This is a genomic window from Bacillus cereus group sp. N31, assembly GCF_016483245.1.
GTDB lineage: Bacteria > Bacillota > Bacilli > Bacillales > Bacillaceae_G > Bacillus_A > Bacillus_A toyonensis.
Genome location: NZ_JAEHCH010000027.1, coordinates 59,852 through 81,446 on the forward strand (window position 1 = coordinate 59,852; position 21,595 = coordinate 81,446).

The following is a 21,595-nucleotide window of genomic DNA, read 5'->3' on the forward strand; positions in this document are numbered from 1 at the left end:
TATTACTTGTCAGCTTTTTTTAGTATAATCGCATTTCTTGTTTGACTAATATGCTCGTAGAATAGTAACTTATCACGGCTAAATACATGTAAGAAAACATGAATAATAAATATGCCGTTAATTACGAATTGGAATAACAGTATAACTAGTAATACTAAAGGCTCTGTAAAATTTAAGATAGAGCTACTAGAAAGAATATAATTGATTCCACCTAAAACGAAATAGAATATACCGTAACGGATGAATAGTTCCTTCATCGTAATACGATCTGATTTTCCTTTAATGTAAATACGAAGCAACGCTTTTCCTATCGTTCTTCCATTTGTAAAGTATGGAATGATAATAAAGTAAATAAAGATTGAACATGTAATGAAAAGGAGTTCGTATACATTTGTGTAAGATTGGATATTAGAAATAAATAGAGAGTTTCCTTTATTTTTAATGACAGGAACGACGATAGATAAGAACAGCCAATCAATTTGCATAGCGATAAGACGACGAACGAATCCAACTGGTTTCGTTTCTAAATCAATATGACTATCTAATTCGCTTGTTTTCGGAAGGAAGTACGTAAATATTGGTGCAATGATAAAACCAATTACGCCGCCTAATGTGTTTAAAAATAGATCATCGATATCGAATAAGCGATATGCACAATTGTATATACCGTATAGTCCAGTTACCTGTGTCAGTTCGAAAAATAGTGAAAGACAAAAAGAAATACAAACTGTTTGTAAGAAACTACGTCGGAAATAATAACGTAAATAAACACCGAATGGAACGGTTAATAGAACGTTAAATGCTACTTGTAAGAACGCAGATTCTTTTAATAGATAGAAATAAGTAGCTGGTTTCGTTAAAATTGCCGAAGTATGATTACTAATTTCTTGTATGAAATAAAATGGTGATAGTTGCATGTGCTGCGTATTAGCCGGTTGTAGGCTACAAGTATCATATGTTTGTGGTAACGGCAAAATCACAAGAAAATAGGCATTTAATAAGTAAAGTAATAATGAGTACAAAATAAATGAACGCCATTTATTTAAATAACCATACTTTCGGTAGTTAAATATTAAAAAAGGTATTAAGAGAAACATTGCTAAAAAAGGAAATAAAATAAATGCTGTTTTTACTGGAAATAAATATGCAGTCAAAATGAGGCTCCTTTCAATGAAAATTCGTTTATCATTATAACGTTAAAAGAACCTTAAAACAAAATTAAAATATTTTGAAATAGAAAAAATTATAAATTTTAATGGAATTAAGTTATACTAAATTTAATATAAGGATATTGTGATTATTATAAGTTGAGAGAGGGTACAAGATATGCGATATGAGCTTTTTTCTGTAAGTGGGGATCATATTACAACTTTTGAAAGTGTGTGGCGTTTTCAAGAGGGAGAACAGGTTTTTGTTCATGATGATCAAACAAAACGAAATTTTATTATTATCCGCCTAACGCATGATGTATTTCAACAAAATAAACATGTTATTCGTTTGTATTGTCAAGAAAAGAAAGTTTATAAATAAGGGAAGCCCTCTTACTGGATGAGAAAAGGTAAGAGGGTTTTATCATTTTATATTAGGAAAAGCTCCTTAGGAATATCGAGTGAAGTTTAATGCATATAAGTAGCATTGGATGTGGAAGAAAGGATATAGTTTTGCATTTTGTGCTTCCAAGTTTCATTTTCGTTTCTTTGAGAAAGCCACGCATGGTAATCTTGTTGTGTTTTCCATAACATACGGACCATATATTTTGCTCCATCATCTGTACGATGCATATGTGAAAATTCTATGTTAATAAAACCATTTTTTCCAGTTGATGGATAATGTTGTTTAAGTGAATATAGTAAATCATTCTCATAGCCATATTTAATATGAATTAGTTTAGTAACAATAAACATAGGAACACCTCTTTTATAATAGTAGTAAAGAAGACGGATTTTTATTAGTAGGAACATAATTAATATTATACTATTCTGAAAATTTAAAGTAAATAAGGCACTTCAACTTAATAGAAGTATAAAAAAGCGAGCCATCTTAGTGTAGTAGAATGACTCGCTTTAAATTTGTAAGTTTACTTTATAAGAAAATGATAGTAAGTACTCCTACGATAATACAATAGAAAGAGAAATATTTTAAATTTCCTTTTGCCATAATGTTCATAAACCATTTTAATGAAATATATGTCATGATAAATGTTGCTATAAACGCAACGATATATGGTACAAATAATGTGTCTAAATTAGGATCTTTAGCAATATCTGTAATACTTAGCAATAACCCACCTAAGCTAACAGGAATATATAGTAAGAATGAGAAGCGAAGAGCGGTCTCTTGCTTCATACCGAGTAACATCGCTGCTACAATTGTAGCGCCAGATCGGCTAATTCCAGGGATAAGTGCACAAGCTTGAGCTAATCCGATAATGATTGCATCTTTCATAGAAAGGTCACCATCATTTTTACGCCCGCGTAAGTTTCTAATAATCCAAAGACCGACAGCGGTAATAAGAAGGGAAATCCCAACCATTTTCACGCCTTTTAAGTACTGGTCGATATAATCTTTAAATAAAACGCCAATTACACCTGCTGGAATAGTTGCAATGACAAGGTAAATAATGAAGAAGAAATCTGATTTTGCATCTTCTGCTCTTGTAAATATATAAGATAGACCATTCTTTGTTAGACGAATTAAATCATTTCTATAAATAAGTAATACAGCTAGTAATGAAGCTGAATTAACAAGTAGTTCAAAGCTAAATCCTTCTATTTTTAGTCCTAGCAAATGTTGTGCTAAAACGAGGTGACCACTTGAAGAAATCGGAATTGGTTCTGTTAGTCCTTGGAACAGACCAAGAATTAAGTATTTTAAAATGTAGTAAAATTGTTCCATAACATCCTCCTTGTAAATTAATTTAAAGAAACAACTTTTCCATTATAACAAAGATATAGATGAAGATTGAGAAGAAATAAATATTCGAAATATAATAAAAACCCCTTATAGCGATATAAGGGGTTTTTATTGTTAATGAGAAGATACTGTTTCTTGAAGACCATTAGTCAATTGAACATCGACTTTTTCAGCATCATGAATATGGTTCATAATAGTAGTATTTAATTTTTGGAACATTTGTTGAGTGTTTGCAAATTCTCTTAATATATCATCATTACAAGATTTTTGGTTTTCAATTGCTTGAATAACGTTTGTAGCACCATTTTGTAACGTTTGAATCATAATTAAAATATTTTCGATTCTAGCGTTTGTATCGGCACTCATTTCTACACCTTCATCAACTAAATGTAAATTATCTTTTGTATTTTCGTATGCTTTTTCAATTTCTTCTTGAATTTTTTTCGTTAAGTTGCCGATATTTTTTGTACTCTCTGCCGTACTTTCTGCTAGTTTTCTTACTTCATTGGCAACAACTGCGAAACCTTTACCGTGCTCTCCAGCACGTGCAGCTTCAATACTTGCGTTTAGCGCAAGTAAATTTGTTTGTGCTGCAATGTTTTGAATGACTTCTACAATTTGCTCGATTTCTTTTGAGCGTTCACTTAAATGATTCATACTGTTAGATGTGCGCTGAGATTGTTCACCTAATTTATTAATTACAATAAGTAAACGGTGAACAGATTCTTTTCCTTCATTAGAGCAGTCAATAATCTCTTCAATAGACTGAATTAAGCTTTGTTCTTTTTGTAACATTTCACTATTTAATTCATTAGAATTTGTTGTACGTGTTGAAACATTTTCAAAACACGAGTTTAATTGCTGAATTAAATTTTGGAGTGTATGGTGCTGGTTATTTACAAGTTGATGCTCTTGAATGACGTTTTGCACACGGTCATGGATAGAAGAAATCATATTTTGTTTTTCAATGTCTTTTTGTTTTAATTCAGCCTCTAATTCTTTTATACGATCTTCTAATTGATCAATTTTATGTTGGAGTGATTTCTTTTGAGTAAACATGTATTTATTTCAACCGCCTTTGGAAGTTATATTTTCTCTATATTTGGATTTTAGCATCTTTTATAATTTTTAAATATAGGAATTGTTAAATATTTAAGAATCTATTACAGTTTATTTATAATTCCCTATTTTTTGTCATGAAAAATAAACTGTATTTAATAGTATTGTAAACAAACTGTAAAATAAATCATGTATAACTGTATAAGAAGGGAGTCGGATTATGAACTATTTTAAGCGAATCAGTAGTCTAGTATTAGCAGGAATTATCGGTCTTTCTAGTACAGTCGCTGTAAAAGCAGAGTCAAACGACGAGAAACTTAACAACATGCAACAGCAATTGCAGCAAAACGATGCAGATATGCAGAAGAAAGAGCAAGAGAAGCAAGCTGTTAGTAAAGAGATTCAAGGTATTGAAAACGAACTACATAACTTAAATAATACAATTGCAAAAAATAAAGAGGATCAAGCTGCTATTCAACGTAAAATCGATGAAACGCATAAGCAGATTGAGCAAAAAAAGAATGAAATTGTCGTTTTAGAGGATAAAGTCCTTGCTCGTAAGGATATTATGAGAAAACGTATGGTTTCTGTTCAAAACAGTTCAAATACAAGTTTAGTAGTAGAAGTTGTTGTAGAGTCAAAAAACTTTGCAGATTTCTTACAACGTATGAATGCAGTTTCTACTATTTTAGAAGCTGATAAAGAAATTTTACGTCTACAAGAACAAGATCTTCGTCAAATTGAAGAAGATAAGAAAACAATTGACGAAAAAGAAGCATCTTTAGTAGTAGACAAACAAAAATTAGCAAAAGCGCAAGCTGATTTGCAGGATAACTTGAAAAAGCGTCAAGATAACTTACAAGCAGTTCAAGCTAAATATAACCAGATTGCAAGCCAACTTAATTTAGCAGCAGAAGAAAAAGCTAAAATTGAGTCAAATATGAAGGCAGTACAAGAAACGATTGCTCGTGAGCAAGAAGCAGCAAGAATTGCAGCAGAAGAGCGTGCGAAAGCAGAAGCGGCTGCAAAGGCTGAGCAAGAAGCTTTAGTGAAAGCACAAGCAGAAATTGCTGAAAAACAAAAGCAAGAGAAAGCTAATAAACCAGCTGAACCTGTTGCGAATAATAATTCGAAGGTAGAACCTGCACAACCTTCGAAGCCAACTGCTGGTGGAAGAGAAATATATGTACATGCAACAGCTTATACAGCAGATCCAGCTGAAAATGGCTATGCGCCAGGACAACAAGTTTATTCTGCATGGGGAGGCTATAATCTAACTGCAAACCCAGGAATGAAATTAATTGCTGTAGATCCAAGTGTTATTCCATTAGGTTCTACTGTATATGTTGAAGGTTATGGACAAGCAATTGCAGCAGACACTGGTGGCGCAATTAAAGGTCACAAAATCGATGTTTTAATGCCTGATAAAGCTTCATCTAGTAATTGGGGCAGAAAAAATGTTAAAGTTACAATTTTAAACTAACACGTAATCCAACTTTACAATACGTAAAGTTGGATTTTTTTGTAAAAATAATGTTAAGTTGAGTTTACATTTTGTTAAGGATAGCATACAATAATGGTGAGAGGTGGTAAAATTGACCATTTTAAATAGAGTGAAAGAATTAAGGGCTCGCTTCAATTTTTCGCAAAGTGTATTAGCAGAAAAGGTTGGAGTGACGAGACAAACAATTGCTGCAATTGAAAAAGGGGATTACGTTCCTTCGTTATTATTGGCACTTACGATTTGTGATGTGTTCCAGTTAAAGATGGAAGATGTGTTTGTTTTAAATAAGGAGGGGAAAGAGGATGAATAGACTTGTATTTTCTTATATGCTAAATGTACTTTTAATGGTATTAGCAGGTTGGGCTTTTATTGAGTTGTATTATTTTACTATTGAAGTCGCTAATTTTATTCAAACGAAGAGAGTACCATTTGAAGTTTCAATAAGTTTAATACCGCTCGGATTACTTTTAACATTTGGTATTGTATCGACGGTTATTTATAAAATTCAAAAGAAAAAATATAAAGAGCTCTCGTATTGGATGTTTCCACTATTATTTCCTCAAGAAGATGAGCGTGAAAAGGCTTGTCGTACTACATTTATGTCATTATGGTATGTGTTGCCTTGTGCGGTTGGTTTTTTAACTCTTTCTCCAATTGTTATTCTATATGTTCCTGCATATCCGATATATATTGCATTTAGTATCTTCTTTATTCAGATGACGATTTTTCACGTGTCTTTATATCGAAATAAAATTGCTTAAAAAGAAACCTTCTTGCATCGGCAAGAAGGTTTCTTTTCAGCTTATACTTGTACATATAGCAATATTATTTTATCATTTTATATAGAGTAAGATTTTGTAAGGGAAAGGAATTGTATATGAATAAGCAAAGAATTTATAGTATAGTAGCAATCCTTCTATTTGTTGTAGGTGGGTTTTTAATTGGAAAGCCATTTTATGATGGATATAAGGCTGAAAAGAAACAGACTGAAAATGTGCAAGCTGTTCAAAAGATGGATTATGAAAAGCATGAGACAGAATTTGTAGATGCGTCAAAAATTAATCAACCAGACTTGGCAGAAGTAGCGAATGCATCGTTAGATAAAAAACAAGTAATCGGTCGTATTTCGATTCCAAGTGTTTCATTAGAAATTCCTGTTTTAAAATCTTCTACTGAGAAAAACCTGTTATCAGGTGCAGCGACAGTAAAAGAAAATCAAGTAATGGGAAAAGGGAATTACGCACTAGCAGGGCATAACATGTCTAAAAAAGGTGTTTTATTTAGTGATATAGCATCTTTGAAAAAAGGCGATAAAATTTATTTATATGATAATGAAAATGAATATGAGTACGCTGTTACTGGTGTATCTGAAGTAACTCCGGATAAATGGGAAGTTGTAGAAGATCATGGGAAAGATGAGATAACGCTTATTACATGTGTATCTGTAAAAGATAATTCTAAGCGTTATGTTGTAGCTGGTGATTTAGTAGGAACAAAGGCGAAGAAATAAAAAAGAAGGTCAACTCTTTAAAGGGTTGACCTTCTTTTTTACTATTGTTGAGAAATAATAGAATATTTTAGTTTGTATTTAAAAATCCTTCTATTTATGTATAATAAAGTTAGAATTCTGGATTTTGGGAGGAACAAGAGTGAGACAACAGGTGAGGAAACTTCTTTTAACAACAAGTATAGCTTTATTGGTAGCTCCAATTTCAGCTTATGCGCATCCAGGACGTACAGATGCGAATGGTGGACATACGTGTCGTACAAACTGTGAAAAATGGGGATTACAGTACGGGGAATATCATTATCACAATAAACCAGCTCCTAGTAGTGGTGTAACGAGTCCAGCTCCTAGCCCAAATAATAATGGTGCTGTAGAAGCTGAAGCACAGCGCAATGCTGAAGCTGAAACACAACGTGCTGTAGAAGCACAGCGTAAAGCTGAAGAAGAGAGACAACGTGTAGCTGAGGAACAAAGAAAAGCAGAAGAGGCACGTAAGCAAGAGGAAGCAAAGCGCCAAGTTGATATGGAGAAAGGTCAACTTGAAGGTGAAAAAAATGGAGAGACTGATTTTAAAGCAGGGAAAAATGATGTTCAAGTACATTTAGCTGGAAAATCAGATACATATAAACAAGCATTTACAACTGCTTATACTACTACTTGGTCTTTAGAAGAGCAGAAGAAAACGCATTTTGAAAGAGGAAGAGAACAGGGCTTAGCACAAGAGACGATGGACGATAGTCAAATTACTCTAGAGTTTAAGCCGATCTTTGTAGAAGGTTTCCAAGTGGGAAATAAAGAGAGAACAGAAAAAATTGAAAAAGAGCAAGCTGAACTAGGGGAAAAGGCTGGTAAGGAACTAGCTGAAAAGAATCCTGGAAATAGTGAGAAAGATGTATACGTGAAGGCATATGAAACAGCGTATGAAACAGGCTATAAGTCTACAAAAAAGGCAGTAGAAAAGGCTGGATATAAGTATGCGTTTGAAAACTATGATTTAAAAGTTCCTGCTAAGTATGAAAGAAATGAATTTTTAAAGAAATGGTTTATTGAAGGATTTAAATCGAATAAAAAGGCAGCGGAAATTCGAGAAGAAGGGTATAAAAAGGGAGACAGCTGGTTCTCATTCTTCTATAAGAGTTTCGTACCAAGTGAATATAAAGAACATAAAGAGTTGTATGAGCAAGCAATAGAAAAAGGTAAGAAGGCATAAAAAAGATGAGGAGAAATTCCTCATCTTTTTTTAATCCATCCATTTTACTAGTTTTTTAGAGATTAATAATAAAACACAACCTAAAACAATTGCTACAGCGCCGATAACAGTAAACACTTCAGCATATCCAAGTGAAGTTGTGAAGCTTGCAAGTTGTCCGCCTAAAATGTTGGCGATACCTGAACTTGCTAGCCATACACCCATTAGTAAAGAAGCAAGTTTTACTGGAGCGAGAGAACTAACCATTGATAGTCCGACAGGTGATAAGAATAGCTCACCTAACGTATGGAAAAGATACGTAAAGACGATAAATAGTAAGTTTGCTTTTTCAGTAATGTTATGTTCGTCACTACCTGTTTTTAATGTAGCGATAACAAGTATGATATAACCGATACCGAGTAAGATCATACCAAGTCCCATTTTGGTTGGGATTTTTAAATCCCCGCGCTTGCGAGTTGCAAGTTTTGCCCATAATGCTGAAATGACTGGAGCAAGTAAAATAATAAATAATGGATTGACCGATTGGAACCAAGATGTTGGAACTTCCCATCCGAACACAGAGCGGTCTACAAATTTGTTTGTATATAATGTTAATGAACTACCAGCTTGTTCAAAACCAGCCCAGAAGAAGACAACGAAGCACGTTAAAATGACGATAACTGCGGTACGTTGTTTTTCTTTTTTGGTTAACGGTGTATCTCCTACTGATGGTTGTCCAGCAGCTGTTTGCAAATCGCGAGTTGGTTTTTTACCGATATCACCAAGGAAGCGATTTGATAGTGTTGTAAATAAAATTTGTCCAATGATCATTCCGATTGAAGCGGCTAAGAAACCGTAACGGAATCCGAAATGAACAACGCCATCCACTGTTGTTTTGAATAAATTTTCTGATAAAAATCCGCAAACGAGTGGAGCTAAAAATGACCCGACGTTAATACCCATGTAGAAAATGGTAAATGCACTATCACGTTTTGGATCATTCTCTTCGTATAATTCTCCAACCAGTGTAGAGATATTCGGTTTGAAGAATCCATTACCGATAATAATAAGCGCTAATCCGAGGTATAGGCCTAATTGGTTTTGCAAGGCAAATAGTGTAAGGTTACCGATTGCCATCGTTATACCACCAATTGTGATGGCTTTTCTTCTACCTAGAAAACGGTCTGTTAAGTATCCACCAATCATTGGTGTGAAATAACAGGCTCCAGTATAAAATCCGTAAATGGAGAGTGCCCATGCGGGACTAAACCCAAGACCACCGCTTACTAAAGCTGTCGTTAAATATAATGTTAATAATCCTCGTAATCCATAGTAACTAAATCTTTCCCACATTTCTGTAAAGAAGAGTAAGTATAAACCTGGAGGATGTTTCTTTTTTCTTTGCTGTTTTTTTTCTAGTTGTATCGCTGATTCCATGTTATTTTCCTCCTGACACAAACAAAAACAAGGTTAATAATTTTGTATATTTAATATTTTACTTTATTAACTATTATAAGTCAATGAAGTGTAACTTTAATCATATTGGAAGATTTTATTCCAATATGATTATTAGTTGAACGAATCGGGCCTTTATGGGCAGTTTGATTCCCACTGGATATCCGGTTATTAGCTTAATTATTAGGGGGGAGTCTTACTGCCCGTTAATGCGGGGAAGGGTTGATTTTTCAGAAGAAATTGGAAAAGGGAAATAGCTATAGAATGGGCATTTCTTTTGTGATAGACTATGGACTATGTTTTCTTTGTAAGGAAGCGGATTACCGCGTTTTTTTATGTATGGAATTGATTTCACAAGAGATGAAATTGAAGAAGGAGAAAGAAATGAAATTGTTACAGAAAAAAGAAATTTTACTTATTAGTCTTATGCTATTCTCTATGTTTTTTGGAGCGGGGAATCTTATCTTTCCACCTTTCCTTGGATATGAAGCAGGAGAACACGTGTGGATTGCGCTGTTAGGTTTTATTATATCAGCAACAGGTCTTCCGATATTAGGTGTTATTGCTGTTGCAAAAGCAGGCAGCTTTCAAACGTTAGCGGGTAGAGTACATTCTTCATTTGCAATTATTTTTCCGTGTATTGTGTACTTATTTATTGGACCTGGTCTTGGTATACCACGTGCAGGAAGTTTAGCATTTGAAATGGGACCAGGTCAGTTATTCCCAGAATCAGGTAGTGTAGTTTTACTAGTTTATACGATCGCTTTCTTTAGCTTTGTTTACTGGTTAAGTTTATCGCCATCTAAATTAATGGGCTTATTTGGGAAGGTTTTAACGCCTTTATTATTATGTATGATTGCACTTATTTTTATAAAAACTATGTTTACACCAGTTGGTAGTGTGAAAGAGGTTACTGGAAATTACGGACAAGCTCCTATGTTCCAAGGATTTTTAGATGGATATTTAACGATGGATGCGCTAGCGGCTTTAATCTTTGGTATTGTTATTGCAAATGCTTTACGTGCAAAAGGTATTGAAGATGATCAAGGCTTAGCGAAATATATGAGTATTGCTGGTATTGGAGCAGGTCTTTTATTATCTATTATTTATGTCATCCTCGGATATGTGGGTTCAATTAGCGGTTCGTTAGGTACGTTTAATAATGGGGCGAATGTGTTAGCACAAGTGATGACGACGTTATTTGGACAAGGCGGAGTAGTTTTGTTAGGCCTTATTTTTACTATTGCGTGTTTATGTGTTTCAATTGGACTTGTTACATCTTGTAGTCAGTTTTTTACAAGTGTATTTCCGAAAGTATCGTATAAAGTTTGGGCGTTTATATTGAGCTTTATTAGTATGGTTTTAGCTAATTTAGGGTTAACACAAATTTTAAAAGTTTCAGTACCGATTCTTGGATTTATTTATCCAATTGCATTAACGCTTATTATTTTAGGGTTATTCCATAAATATATTGGGAAGTATGTGTGCATATATCCTGTTACAATTTTGATTGTAGCGGTATTTAGTGCAATCGATATTTTAAATAAAAATGTGATGACGAATCAGTGGACGCCAATATTGAAGTATATTCCGTTTTATACAGAAGGTGTAGGATGGATCATTCCAGCTCTTGTAGGTGTGTGTATTGGTGTAATCGTTAGTATCATGATAAATAAGGACAAATAAGTGAAAGGGTGTTTTCCATAATGGGAAAACACCTTTCTTTTTTTGGAAAAATAGTTTTAAAAATGAATAGACTAAGAGTATGATAAAGATAATTGGTAATATATAGGTTTCGAATGAATGGTGAGGGGGGAGTATATGAAGGAAGATTTGAATAAGAAAATAGAAGCACTCGAAACTGCAATTGAAACGATGCAAGAGGCACTTTTTGAGTTGAAAGCAAAACAAAGGGAAATAGAAGTAGAAAACGCTCAGCAACGTGTTAGTAAGGAAAAGAAAGTATATATCGAAACGATAATAGATGAAAAATTACAAGAAGATGTAGTAAAGATCAAAGAGCCCGTGCAAAAAGTTGAGGAAAAACAAGTAAATATATCTGCTTTTAAACCGGAACCATTCAATATTATTAAGTTTTGCCAAACATGGTTGCCACGTATATTTGTCGGTATTATGCTACTTGGGGTTATTTGGTTATTTAAAGCAGGGGTAGATGCTGGTTTATTAACACCAGCGATACGAATTGTGTTTGGTATCGCCTTATCTATCGGTTTGTATTATATAGGGGATATTCAAATTAAACGAGAGCGGCAAGCGTTAGGGTTAGTATTAGCTGGAGGAAGTATTACAGGTATTGTTTTAACGACGTTTGCGGCACATTATTTATATGGATTTATTCCAGCAAGTATTGCGTTTATCTGTAATATTGTATGGGTTATTTTAGGGATTTATTTAGCGAAAAAGTATCAATCGGAATACCTTACTATCTTCGTAGCGGTCGGAGCTTTCTTCGTTCCGTTCTTGTTAAATAGTACGACTCCGAATCCTTATATTTTCTTTGGATATGAGACGATATTAACACTTAGTTTATTATGGTATGCGTTGAAAAATCGTTATAAGTACTTATATATGATTTCTTATGTTGTTGCTGCCATTGTCCTGTTTGTCTTCTTTGCTGTTATGTCGATATTAGTAGAGAATTTGCAAATACAGTTAACGATTGTATATGGTGTAATTCATTTGCTGTTATTTTGGCATATGTTTTCAGAGAGAGAGTTTATACAAGAAGCAAGAGTAGCGATATTTAGTACAAATGCCGTTTTCTTTATTTTATCTATTGCAAAAATACCTGATTTTACTACGTGGGGATTGGTCATAAGTGCACTCGTGCATACTGTTATGTTTGTACTTGAATATAGGAAGAATAAACAGTCTATATTTGCAAATCTCTTATTTGGTTTTGCAATGGGGTCATTTAGTTTAGCGATTTTATACGAGTACAGTTTAGTGAATGCAGCAATTGTATTATTGTTACAAGGTTTTCTCGGTATGGTTACTTCTATTAAAGCAAAACAACAAATTAAACTGTATGTAAGTGCCACTATTTATGCGATTGGAATGGTACAGACGATTTTTAGCCCGTTTGATCATTTTGTTTCAGCTGGGTTTGTTGCTCATATTATTTTAATAGGTACATTTTATTACTGCATGAAACGAGCGAAAGATGTATTAACGAGTTTTGGAAAATATGTTTATTCTATAGCTCTCTATTGGTTCATGGTCATTGTATTTATTACAATTACTAGAGTTGGCGAAGTTCTTTCTACAGATGGAAGTATAATAAGCGTATCAGTATCGTTATTATGGATGGTATATGCATTATTTGCAGTTTGGCTTGGACGGAATAAAAATATGAATGAAATATTGTATGCTGGCTTAGTTGTTTTAGTAGTAACGATAGGAAAGTTATTCCTTCTAGACTTACCAGAAGTTTCAATGATGATCAGGGCAGTGTTATTCTTAATTGTAGGTAGTATAGGTATCGTCATTTCCAGAATGTTTTTCTCAAAAGAAGAGAAATGAGAAGAAGGCAATCCGCATGTGGATTGCCTTTTCTTTTACTTCTTATTAATCGTTACAGCTTCATTATATTTAGCAGTTGTATTTTGGCGTAGACGAAGTGTTGCTTGTCCAGTTGTATTTGAATCAAGTTGTACGTTCACAATTTTTTCAGCAGAACCAAAGCTGTTTGTTGTGAATGAGAAGGCGCTACTATATCCGAAAGTAGATGGCCAAGTGCCGTTTGTATTTTGGAATTTTGCTACTTGTGTTCCGCCAGTCGTGAAGATACCTAAAGAATAGTTATTATAAGTTGTATTAGGTAATAAGTTGTTTACTTGAATCTTTATTTGGAACACTTCATTGTTTGGTAGAATGCTAGGGCGTGTAATCACATAATCGTTTGCTGTTACGGCGCCGTTATATCCGTATGAACCAGGTTTAAATGTATTTGTATTAAACCATTGGTAACCAGCGTTTGGTGCACTCCAAGGTTCTGGTTGTGGCTCTGTTGATAAGCTTGGTTGTTCAAATGTTTGTAAAGCAGTAGGTGAATCAAGTTGTAAACCGTTTACTTGATCTAAGCTTGTAAATGTCTCTTGTTTCGATAGCCAATTTACGATATTTTCTAGTAAAACAGCATCGTTTTCTTCTTTATAACCATCGTAAGTTTTCTTTGTTTGGCCAGAATCTTCACGAACGTATTTTGGCGTAGCATCTTCAACAGGAGAAGAGTCACCGATAAAGGCAGCTTTTCCAAGTCCTACTTTTGCAATTGCAGCATATGGACCCTCTGCAACGCCACCGCCGTTATAAACACCACTATCAACAGCGTTATTCCATTTTGATGGGTTTTCTGGAAGATAAACAAGTCCTTTTGCTAGTTTTGGATTTGTAATTGCTAGAGTAGAACCAGCATGCATTGCTACCGATGAAACACCTTGTGTAATTCCGAATGATTGTTCAGGCGAAACAATGTTTTTAGCTGAAACATCACCAAGTGCATTGTAACGGAAGCGAATACCAAAATTATTAGATAGCCAATCGGAACTTTCTACTCCTTGCATAGCTTGTGAGTTTGCTTCTTCGTTAGACATTCCTTTTGCGGGATTTTCCCAAGCACCGCGTCTATATCCATTAAATACTTCAGAAGAGTCCCAGCGATTTTTATTACGATCTGCATTATAATGATCGGCAATGAAGAAGATACTGCCGCCATTTTTTACATATTGTAACATTGCATCTTGTTCAGATTTTTTGTAAGGAATATTTGCCTCTGGAACGATAAACACGTTGTAATTTTTTAAGTCTTCGTATGTAATAGGTGTTGATTTACGAAGTTCTTTTACATGATATCCATTTTGGGCAATGCCGTTTCCGAAATCAGAAAAGCCGCCATCAATAACCCAGTCAGCTGTCCCTGCAGTTTGACCGTGCGTATTATCAAATAATACTTTCTTCCCATTGTTTTGATTTACAACCTTTGCAGCAATTTCAGGAGCTGGGTCTACAGAGCTTTCGGCATAAGTAGACGGTATGAACGAACTCCCCATACTAAGTGTAATTGCTGTTGCTAAAGAAAATGTAATCCATTTTTTATTCTTCATAGAAGAATCCCCCTAATAATAAATATATGTGCTTTAATAATGTAATTTATTTTTCTGAAAAAATAAAGACAGAAAACGTAAAAAATATTAAAAAATTGTAAAAATACCGTGAATTTTGTTGAGAAATATTTATGTACACAATAAAAAATCCCTTCCAATTAATAAGGAAGGGATAACTTGTTTAACTAATCTTTGAATTAGGTGTTTCATCAATCTTATGAAACCCTTTCATGTAATACACGATAGCTAAGCCAATAAGCCAAATTGGGCCAACGATTAATGCAATTCGTGTATCTTCTGAATACGCCATTATACATAGTACAAGTGCAAGGAAGCCAAGTGAGAAGTAAGAGCTTAATGGATGTAAAGGCATTTTATACGTTAGCTTGTCTTTTTTCTCAGTTGATAATCCTTTACGGAATTTAATTTGAGCGACTAATATAATTCCCCAGGTCCAAATTGCCCCGAAAGTTGAAATACTAGTTAACCATGTAAACACCTTTGCAGGCACAAGGTAGTTTAATATAACACCAACAAGTAAAACGATAGCCGTTGCTACAATTCCTTGACTTGGAATCCCATTTTTATTTAAACGACCGAATCTTTCAGGAGCTTTCTTTTGTTGTGCCAATGTAAATAGCATACGCCCTGTACTAAATAAACCACCGTTACAAGAAGAAAGTGCAGCTGTTAATACAACAAAGTTAATAATACCTGCTGCTTTTGCAATGCCGATTTGTTGGAATGTTAATACGAATGGACTTCCTTTCTCACCAAGTTCGTTCCATGGATAAATTGCCATCATAACGAATAATGCCCCGACGTAAAAGATTAGGATTCTCCAAAATACGTTATCGATAGCTTTTGCGAGTGTTTTCTTCGGATTTTGAGCTTCACCAGCTGTAACACCAATTAGTTCAACGCCTAAATAAGCGAATAATACCATTTGTAAGGAAAGTAGTAATCCGGAAAATCCATTTGGGAACCAGCCACCATGTGACCAAAGATTTGAAATACCAGTAGCGATACCACCATTTCCGAATCCGAATAAAATAATGCCAGCTCCAACTACTATCATACAGATAATTGTGACAATTTTAATGAGGGCAAACCAAAACTCAAGTTCTCCAAATACTTTTACTGATAAGAAGTTGAAAGCGCTCATTAATAATAGAGCGAGTAGTGCCCAAGTCCAGCGCGGGATATCTGGGAACCAGTACTGCATGTAAATTCCAGCCGCCGTAATTTCAGCCATACAAGTAACAACCCATAAGAACCAGTAGTTCCAACCAGTAATATAGCCAGCAAGTGGGCCGATATAATCATTAGCGTATTTACTAAAAGAACCGGCAACCGGTTGTTCAATTGCCATTTCTCCGAGCGCTCGCATAATGAAAAAAATAACGAGTCCAGCGATCATATAACCTAGTAAGATGGAAGGACCAGCTAGTTTAATAGCAGAAGCAGATCCTAAAAATAGCCCAACTCCAATAGCTGAACCGAGTGACATTAAAGTAATATGTCGTTCTTTTAAACCTCGATTTAAAGTTCCAGATTTGTTTGTGTGCTGCATAAGAAGAATCCCCCTTGTAGAATGAGCTACCTAAATATTTAACTATTTCAAATTATAAAACATTTCTATCTGTTATGCTACAAAAATAATCAAAAAAGAACTGTACTACATCTGAAGTTGTCAGACTTAAACTTAAAATTCTCACTATTAGAGAATATATTGACTCTTCTTTTTATTGATTGTTAAGATTAAGTATTATATTTTCTCACATACTAGTAAGAAAAGAATGTGTGATAATAATTCAGATGTAGGAAGGGTACATAAGCATGTTTCAATTACAAAAATATAACACTTCTGTGAAGCAAGAGCTTTTAGCTGGCATCACAACTTTTTTTACATTTGCGTATATTCTTGTCATCAATCCGAAAATATTATCTGATGCAGGTGTACCATTTGATCAAGCTTTTACAGCAACTATTATTGCGACAGTTATTGGGACGCTATGTATGGCGTTTTTAGCTAACTATCCAATTGTTATTGCTCCAGCTATGGGGATGAATGCATATTTTGCTTATTCTGTTGTTCAACAGGCCGAGGGGATTACATATGTCATTGCGTTTTCGGCAGTATTTGTAACAGGTATTATTTTTCTTTTATTATCTTTCACTTCATTTAGGCAAAAGTTAATTGTCGCAATTCCTGATAGTTTAAAGCATGCAATTGCAGGTGGAATTGGACTATTTATTGCTTTTATTGGATTACGTCTATCTGGAATTATCGTTGATCATCCATCTAATTTAGTTACGATTGGTGATTTTCATTCTCCAGCCGTTATTTTAACTTTAATTGGTTTAATTTTAGCTGCGGTATTAATGGTATTACGTGTGAGTGGTGCATTATTTATTAGTATGATTGTGACGGGAATTATCGCCTTCTTTACGGGGCAACTGAAGTTTGAGGATAAAATTGTAGCGATGCCTCATTTACCAGAGGGTATTATCGTTTCAAATCCAATCAATGCCTTTTCAGATGTAATTCAGTATGGATTATATGGTGTTGTATTTTCATTTTTACTTGTACTTTTATTTGATACGACAGGTGCATTACTCGGTTTAATTAAACAAGCAGGTTTAATTACAGATAATACAGAGAAACGTTTTGGTAAAGCGTTTATTGCAGATGCGATTGGCGGAACGACAGGTTCTATCTTTGGTACAAGCCCAACAGCAGCGACAATTGAATCGTCAGCTGGTATTGCTGCGGGTGGTAAAACGGGATTAACAGGTATTGTAGTTGTTGGACTAACAATTATAACGGCATTTTTCAGTCCTGTAATTGCATCTTTATCAAGTGTAGCTGCTATTACAGCTCCTTCATTAATTATTGTCGGTAGTTTAATGGCACAAAGTATTCGTGATATTAATTGGAATGAGTTTGAAGATGCATTACCAGCATTTTTAATTTTCGTAGGTATTCCGTTAACGTCTAGTATTGCGAATGGAATTGCAATCGGATTTTTAGTGTATCCGGTCTTAAAGATTGTGAAAGGGAAAGGGATGGAAGTACATCCGTTACTATACTTATTTACAATTTTATTTGGATGTCATTTATTCTTATAATATAGATATAGAAGAGGGGCTTCTTATGAGAGGCTCCTTTTTTGTGTATAATAAAGTGAAACTATAATTAGTGAGGGGTTTATTACCCGCAAATAGCGGGGGAAAGTGAAAATTAAATTAATTACGCAAAATATAAATTACTTAATGGAATATATATGTTACAATTAAGGTAGAGGAGGAACATGAATGGCTGTAAGTAAAATAAAAGTCGCGCGTGTTCAGTTAGATTTAACACAGCAAAAATTAGCAGAAAAAGTAGGCGTTACAAGGCAAACGATTAGTTTAATTGAGAAGGGGAAATACAACCCGTCTTTAGATTTATGTTTGAAAATTTGTTATGCGGTAGATAAAACATTAAATGATTTATTTTGGGAGGAAGAGGAGTGAGGGGATGAGAATCGTGAAAGATGAACGTTTAATGATTGAGGGGCTAAAACATATTAGACTCGTTTTCATCTTACAAAATATCGTCATACTAGGTATTGTTTTTTATCGCTATGTTTTGCAAGGTGCAGGATATGAAAGTATTTCGGATTTATTAATGGTATTTATGTGCGGGATAATAGGTATTAACTTTTTAAACTTAAAAAATTCGGTGCAAGTGTATGAGCATACGGGCGGAGTATCACGCAGCTATTTTATGAAACTATTATTCATTCCGGTAGGTATTATTATTGGAATTTTAGCTATTTGTATCATTGTAACACCAGATATTTCGATAAAGGAAATTAGTATGACAGGACTTATTATGTTTGCTTGTTTTTTAGTTCCTAGTTTGTTTATATACATATATATGAAAAAAATAAAAAGTGAAGATTGAAATATAAGAAAAGCTTTCCCGTATTGCGGAAAGCTTTTCTTATATCTTTTTATATACAATACTTTATGAAGGCCAATCGGTTCAATTTCAAAGATTACGCCTAAGCGCTTGTAATAGTCAGTTACAGTAATTCGGCCATTACACCATAAAATATTTACTTTACGCTCTTGCAAGACTTGTTACGCTTTTTGAATTAAAGAGCTTCCAGCGTGTTTGTTTCGAAAGTTAGGTAATGTTGCCATTCCACGTAGTCGATAATGAATACCTGTTGGTAAGTCAAGGTATATTTTTTTGAGAAGGAAGCGATACTAATCGGTTCATCGCTTAGAAAAGCACCTAAGTGAAAGGTATCTGCTTCGTAGTCGGAAGAGTATTTACAATCTGTTACTGTTTGATTCGGGTGTAAAAATTTTTGACGTAATACGCAAGTTTCAGATGCATCAATACATTTCACGGTAATTATATTAACATCCTTCCTTATAAGCCTTTTTCTGTTAGTTGTATAAAGAAATAGGCAGGTGCAGCGAAAAGTCCGAGTATGCTAGCGGTTCCGAGAAGGAGCGAAAGCAAGAGACAAGTATATTTGACGCCAGTTGATTTTTTCCAGCCGTAACTACAAATTTCAATGCTAACACCGATGAGAATAATAGCAACGAGTACTTCCGCTAATAATAATAGAGCTAAAGTTACAATAGACATAATGTGATCCATCCCCATAATATGTGATAGTAACATTTTACCATATAGAATGGAAAAAAATGCCCCTCAATTATGTGAGGGGCATTTTCTATTCTAATATGTTTTTTAGTGTATTAATATGTTCTTTTGAACCTGTTACAAGCAGTGTGTCACCATGTTGTAACCTCGTATCACCATGCGGTATTAATGCTTTATTACCTCGGTAAATTTGGATGACAAGTACATCACCTAAAAATGGAAGGCGACGAAGCTCGATGCCGTTATATTTATTGCTACGTAGTTCAACTTCACGTACTGTTTCGTTCGCTGTTGTAATTAAACGAACGAGACTCGGTTTATCGATAAGAGCACGTAATAAAATACGTGTAGAGTTAATAGTCGAGAATACAGCGATATGTTCTTGTGTTGCTTTTTCTTGTAGAAGTGGATCTTCTACACTTGCAATGACATGTTCAACACCTAGTTCTTTCGCATGTTCTGCTAATAATAAGTTTTGTTCATCATCGCTTGTTGCAACGACAACGCGATCTGCATCAAATGCTGTTCGTTCAGTTAATGATTCAATTGTAATATCATCTAATTTCACGATAGGGAAGTCATGTGATTTCGCTTCCTCATCATTTATTTTATTTTGGCGCATCATATATAGCGTTACATCATAGTCTTCTCGTTTTAAATCAAGTGATAATGGAAGAGTAATTCTGCTCGCGCCAATAATAGATACTTTCGGTTTTGGTGTTTCCACTTTTGGGAACATCTTTTTAAATAATATAGGTGCAAAAATACAAGTAATAACTGCACTTAAAATAAGAGAAGCGGATAAACTTGGGCTGATGATTCCTAGTTTTTCACCAATTTGTGCCGCCGCAATAACTAAGGAAAGTGTTGATGTTAATAAGATGGCACTTCCGAGTACGATATTACGCGGATACCATTTACGTAGGACGAGTGATGGTAAAAGTTTTGAAATAAAGAGTCCTACAATTAAAATTGGGATCATTAGCATACTAGAAGGTTCTTTAAAAATAGACCAGACTTCTAGATTTACACCAACCATTACGAAGAAAATAGGAATGAAGAAACCGTATCCGATGGAATCAAGTTTTTCAACCATATCTTCATTTGGTGATAATAACGATACGAGTACACCTGCTAAGAAGGCACCTAAAATATTTTCTGCACCAACAGATTCAGATAACCCTACTAAAATTAAGATAAGTGCAAAAACAGCTCGAGTATCAATTTGTACACTACCAGCTTTTAAGCTATCTAAGTATGGGATGTTTTTGAAGCGTTTTGCAATAAAGTAAATGATAATACCTGCTCCGAATAGAAGGAGTAGGAGCCACATGCTTTGGCCGCTTTCAGAATTTAATCCGACAAATACAGCGAGTAAAATCATTGTAACTAAGTCTGCAATAACAGCGACTAATAAAATGATTTGTCCGATTGCGGTTTTTCCTAAGTTATTCTCTTTTAATGTTGGTACGACAACGCCTAAAGAAATAGTTGAAATAATTAAAGTCATGAACATTGCATTATCTACAAATCCTAGCCATACGAATAGTAATGATAGGGCATAAGATAAGATGAAAATAAACAAGAAAATAATGCTTGCTGCTTGGAATGTGTTCGGTTCGTTTTTCGTACTTTTTTTCCCTTTTTGTTTAAAAATAGAAAAGTCAATTTCTAACCCGCTTAAAAACATGAGGAAGATAAATCCTAGTGTTGATAAAACTTGGAGCCACATATCTGGCTCAATAATATTAAACCCACTTTTACCTACAAAGATTCCCGCGATGATCTCTGCAACAACGACAGGAAGTGCTTTTAATTTAAAGCGTTGTAACAAAAGGGGAACGAAAAACGCGATTGCAACTACAACCATAAGTGATAGAACAGAAGTATGATGTTCCATTGCGTTCTCTCCCTTCAAATAAATATAGTACCTATTTAGCCATATAATAGGTAGAAAATCAACGCATATGGATTCGATTTCATAAAGAAAGAGTTTTCTTAACATTTGTCATAATAAGTATATTTTTCATGATTCTGCTGTTAATGCTGTAATGTGGATGTAATAGAGGAGGGGAATAAAAAAAGACTGCTGAGGAATTGATATTATCCCCTTTAGGTAGACAGTGTGAAAAAGACCATGTATACACATGGATGTTACACTATTACTTGGAGG

20 protein-coding genes and 1 pseudogene are annotated in these 21,595 nt (G+C 34.2%); 11 read left to right on the forward strand and 10 right to left on the reverse strand.

From position 1 onward, the window contains the following. Positions 1-2 precede the first annotated feature (2 nt). Positions 3-1,154, reverse strand: coding sequence for a VanZ family protein (locus JDS81_RS24990; RefSeq protein WP_000128033.1), 1,152 nt, complete (start codon positions 1,152-1,154; stop codon positions 3-5). 172 nt (positions 1,155-1,326) lie between these two features. Between JDS81_RS24990 and JDS81_RS24995 the strand changes: the two genes are divergently transcribed. Then, entirely contained in the window at positions 1,327-1,530 is a 204-nt protein-coding gene (locus tag JDS81_RS24995) for a hypothetical protein (RefSeq protein ID WP_001268335.1), read from the forward strand. An 86-nt stretch (positions 1,531-1,616) separates the two neighbouring features. Here JDS81_RS24995 and JDS81_RS25000 read toward each other — a convergent pair whose 3' ends face one another. From JDS81_RS25000 to JDS81_RS25010, 3 genes are all read right to left on the reverse strand, one after another. Beyond that, positions 1,617-1,904 (reverse strand): antibiotic biosynthesis monooxygenase, encoded by a 288-nt coding sequence (locus JDS81_RS25000; RefSeq protein WP_097954898.1) that lies wholly within the window; start codon positions 1,902-1,904, stop codon positions 1,617-1,619. A 178-nt stretch (positions 1,905-2,082) separates the two neighbouring features. Then, entirely contained in the window at positions 2,083-2,895 is an 813-nt protein-coding gene (locus JDS81_RS25005; protein ID WP_000434781.1) for an undecaprenyl-diphosphate phosphatase, read from the reverse strand. 132 nt (positions 2,896-3,027) lie between these two features. Further along, positions 3,028-3,972 (reverse strand): methyl-accepting chemotaxis protein, encoded by a 945-nt coding sequence (locus JDS81_RS25010; protein ID WP_000495004.1) that lies wholly within the window; start codon positions 3,970-3,972, stop codon positions 3,028-3,030. Between the two features lie 220 nt (positions 3,973-4,192). On the opposite strand from JDS81_RS25010, the gene JDS81_RS25015 reads away from it, so the two are divergent. From JDS81_RS25015 to JDS81_RS25035, 5 genes are all read left to right on the forward strand, one after another. Next, positions 4,193-5,455 carry a 3D domain-containing protein gene (locus JDS81_RS25015; RefSeq protein ID WP_001105796.1) on the forward strand — a complete coding sequence of 421 codons (1,263 nt, stop codon included), beginning with the start codon at positions 4,193-4,195 and terminating at the stop codon, positions 5,453-5,455. A gap of 112 nt (positions 5,456-5,567) precedes the next feature. Then, positions 5,568-5,786, forward strand: a complete 219-nt coding sequence (locus tag JDS81_RS25020) for a helix-turn-helix transcriptional regulator (RefSeq protein ID WP_000154014.1) — start codon at positions 5,568-5,570, stop codon at positions 5,784-5,786. Next, positions 5,779-6,237 (forward strand): DUF2178 domain-containing protein, encoded by a 459-nt coding sequence (locus JDS81_RS25025; RefSeq protein ID WP_097954899.1) that lies wholly within the window; start codon positions 5,779-5,781, stop codon positions 6,235-6,237. Before JDS81_RS25020 ends, JDS81_RS25025 begins: the two co-directional genes overlap by 8 nt. A gap of 116 nt (positions 6,238-6,353) precedes the next feature. Continuing rightward, positions 6,354-6,986, forward strand: coding sequence for a class A sortase (locus JDS81_RS25030; protein WP_001041710.1), 633 nt, complete (start codon positions 6,354-6,356; stop codon positions 6,984-6,986). A gap of 139 nt (positions 6,987-7,125) precedes the next feature. After that, positions 7,126-8,193, forward strand: coding sequence for a YHYH domain-containing protein (locus JDS81_RS25035; RefSeq protein ID WP_097954900.1), 1,068 nt, complete (start codon positions 7,126-7,128; stop codon positions 8,191-8,193). Between the two features lie 30 nt (positions 8,194-8,223). Here JDS81_RS25035 and JDS81_RS25040 read toward each other — a convergent pair whose 3' ends face one another. Then, positions 8,224-9,609, reverse strand: coding sequence for a peptide MFS transporter (locus JDS81_RS25040; protein ID WP_000443137.1), 1,386 nt, complete (start codon positions 9,607-9,609; stop codon positions 8,224-8,226). A gap of 402 nt (positions 9,610-10,011) precedes the next feature. On the opposite strand from JDS81_RS25040, the gene brnQ1 reads away from it, so the two are divergent. Beyond that, complete coding sequence (brnQ1, locus tag JDS81_RS25045) at positions 10,012-11,313, forward strand: branched-chain amino acid transport system II carrier protein BrnQ1 (RefSeq protein ID WP_079996339.1); 1,302 nt, start codon at positions 10,012-10,014, stop codon at positions 11,311-11,313. Between the two features lie 135 nt (positions 11,314-11,448). Continuing rightward, positions 11,449-13,170 carry a DUF2339 domain-containing protein gene (locus tag JDS81_RS25050; protein ID WP_088055954.1) on the forward strand — a complete coding sequence of 574 codons (1,722 nt, stop codon included), beginning with the start codon at positions 11,449-11,451 and terminating at the stop codon, positions 13,168-13,170. 35 nt (positions 13,171-13,205) lie between these two features. Here the strand turns inward: JDS81_RS25050 and JDS81_RS25055 are convergent, their stop codons facing one another. Then, on the reverse strand, positions 13,206-14,753 hold the full coding sequence (locus JDS81_RS25055) for a DNA-binding protein (RefSeq protein WP_097954901.1): 1,548 nt from the start codon (positions 14,751-14,753) through the stop codon (positions 13,206-13,208). A 181-nt stretch (positions 14,754-14,934) separates the two neighbouring features. Then, on the reverse strand, positions 14,935-16,326 hold the full coding sequence (locus tag JDS81_RS25060; RefSeq protein ID WP_001164886.1) for an amino acid permease: 1,392 nt from the start codon (positions 16,324-16,326) through the stop codon (positions 14,935-14,937). A 266-nt stretch (positions 16,327-16,592) separates the two neighbouring features. Between JDS81_RS25060 and JDS81_RS25065 the strand changes: the two genes are divergently transcribed. The 3 genes from JDS81_RS25065 to JDS81_RS25075 all read left to right on the forward strand — a co-directional run bounded on the left by JDS81_RS25065 (position 16,593) and on the right by JDS81_RS25075 (position 18,705). Next, the gene (locus JDS81_RS25065) at positions 16,593-17,885 is read left to right on the forward strand and encodes an NCS2 family permease (RefSeq protein WP_087949404.1); all 1,293 of its coding nucleotides are present in this window, start codon (positions 16,593-16,595) and stop codon (positions 17,883-17,885) included. Positions 17,886-18,071: 186 nt separating this feature from the next. Then, positions 18,072-18,272, forward strand: a complete 201-nt coding sequence (locus JDS81_RS25070) for a helix-turn-helix transcriptional regulator (protein ID WP_000301176.1) — start codon at positions 18,072-18,074, stop codon at positions 18,270-18,272. Between the two features lie 4 nt (positions 18,273-18,276). Beyond that, the gene (locus JDS81_RS25075) at positions 18,277-18,705 is read left to right on the forward strand and encodes a hypothetical protein (protein WP_001223559.1); all 429 of its coding nucleotides are present in this window, start codon (positions 18,277-18,279) and stop codon (positions 18,703-18,705) included. A 53-nt stretch (positions 18,706-18,758) separates the two neighbouring features. On the opposite strand, the pseudogene JDS81_RS25080 reads toward JDS81_RS25075, so the two are convergent. From JDS81_RS25080 to JDS81_RS25090, 3 genes and pseudogenes are all read right to left on the reverse strand, one after another. Continuing rightward, a pseudogene (locus tag JDS81_RS25080) lies at positions 18,759-19,168 on the reverse strand (GNAT family N-acetyltransferase); the annotation flags it as partial. Positions 19,169-19,182: 14 nt separating this feature from the next. Further along, the gene (locus tag JDS81_RS25085) at positions 19,183-19,440 is read right to left on the reverse strand and encodes a DUF4022 family protein (RefSeq protein ID WP_000926990.1); all 258 of its coding nucleotides are present in this window, start codon (positions 19,438-19,440) and stop codon (positions 19,183-19,185) included. Between the two features lie 52 nt (positions 19,441-19,492). Then, a complete protein-coding gene (locus JDS81_RS25090) occupies positions 19,493-21,322 on the reverse strand; it encodes a monovalent cation:proton antiporter family protein (protein WP_000399997.1) in 1,830 nt (609 codons plus the stop codon). Between the last annotated feature and the right edge of the window lie 273 nt (positions 21,323-21,595).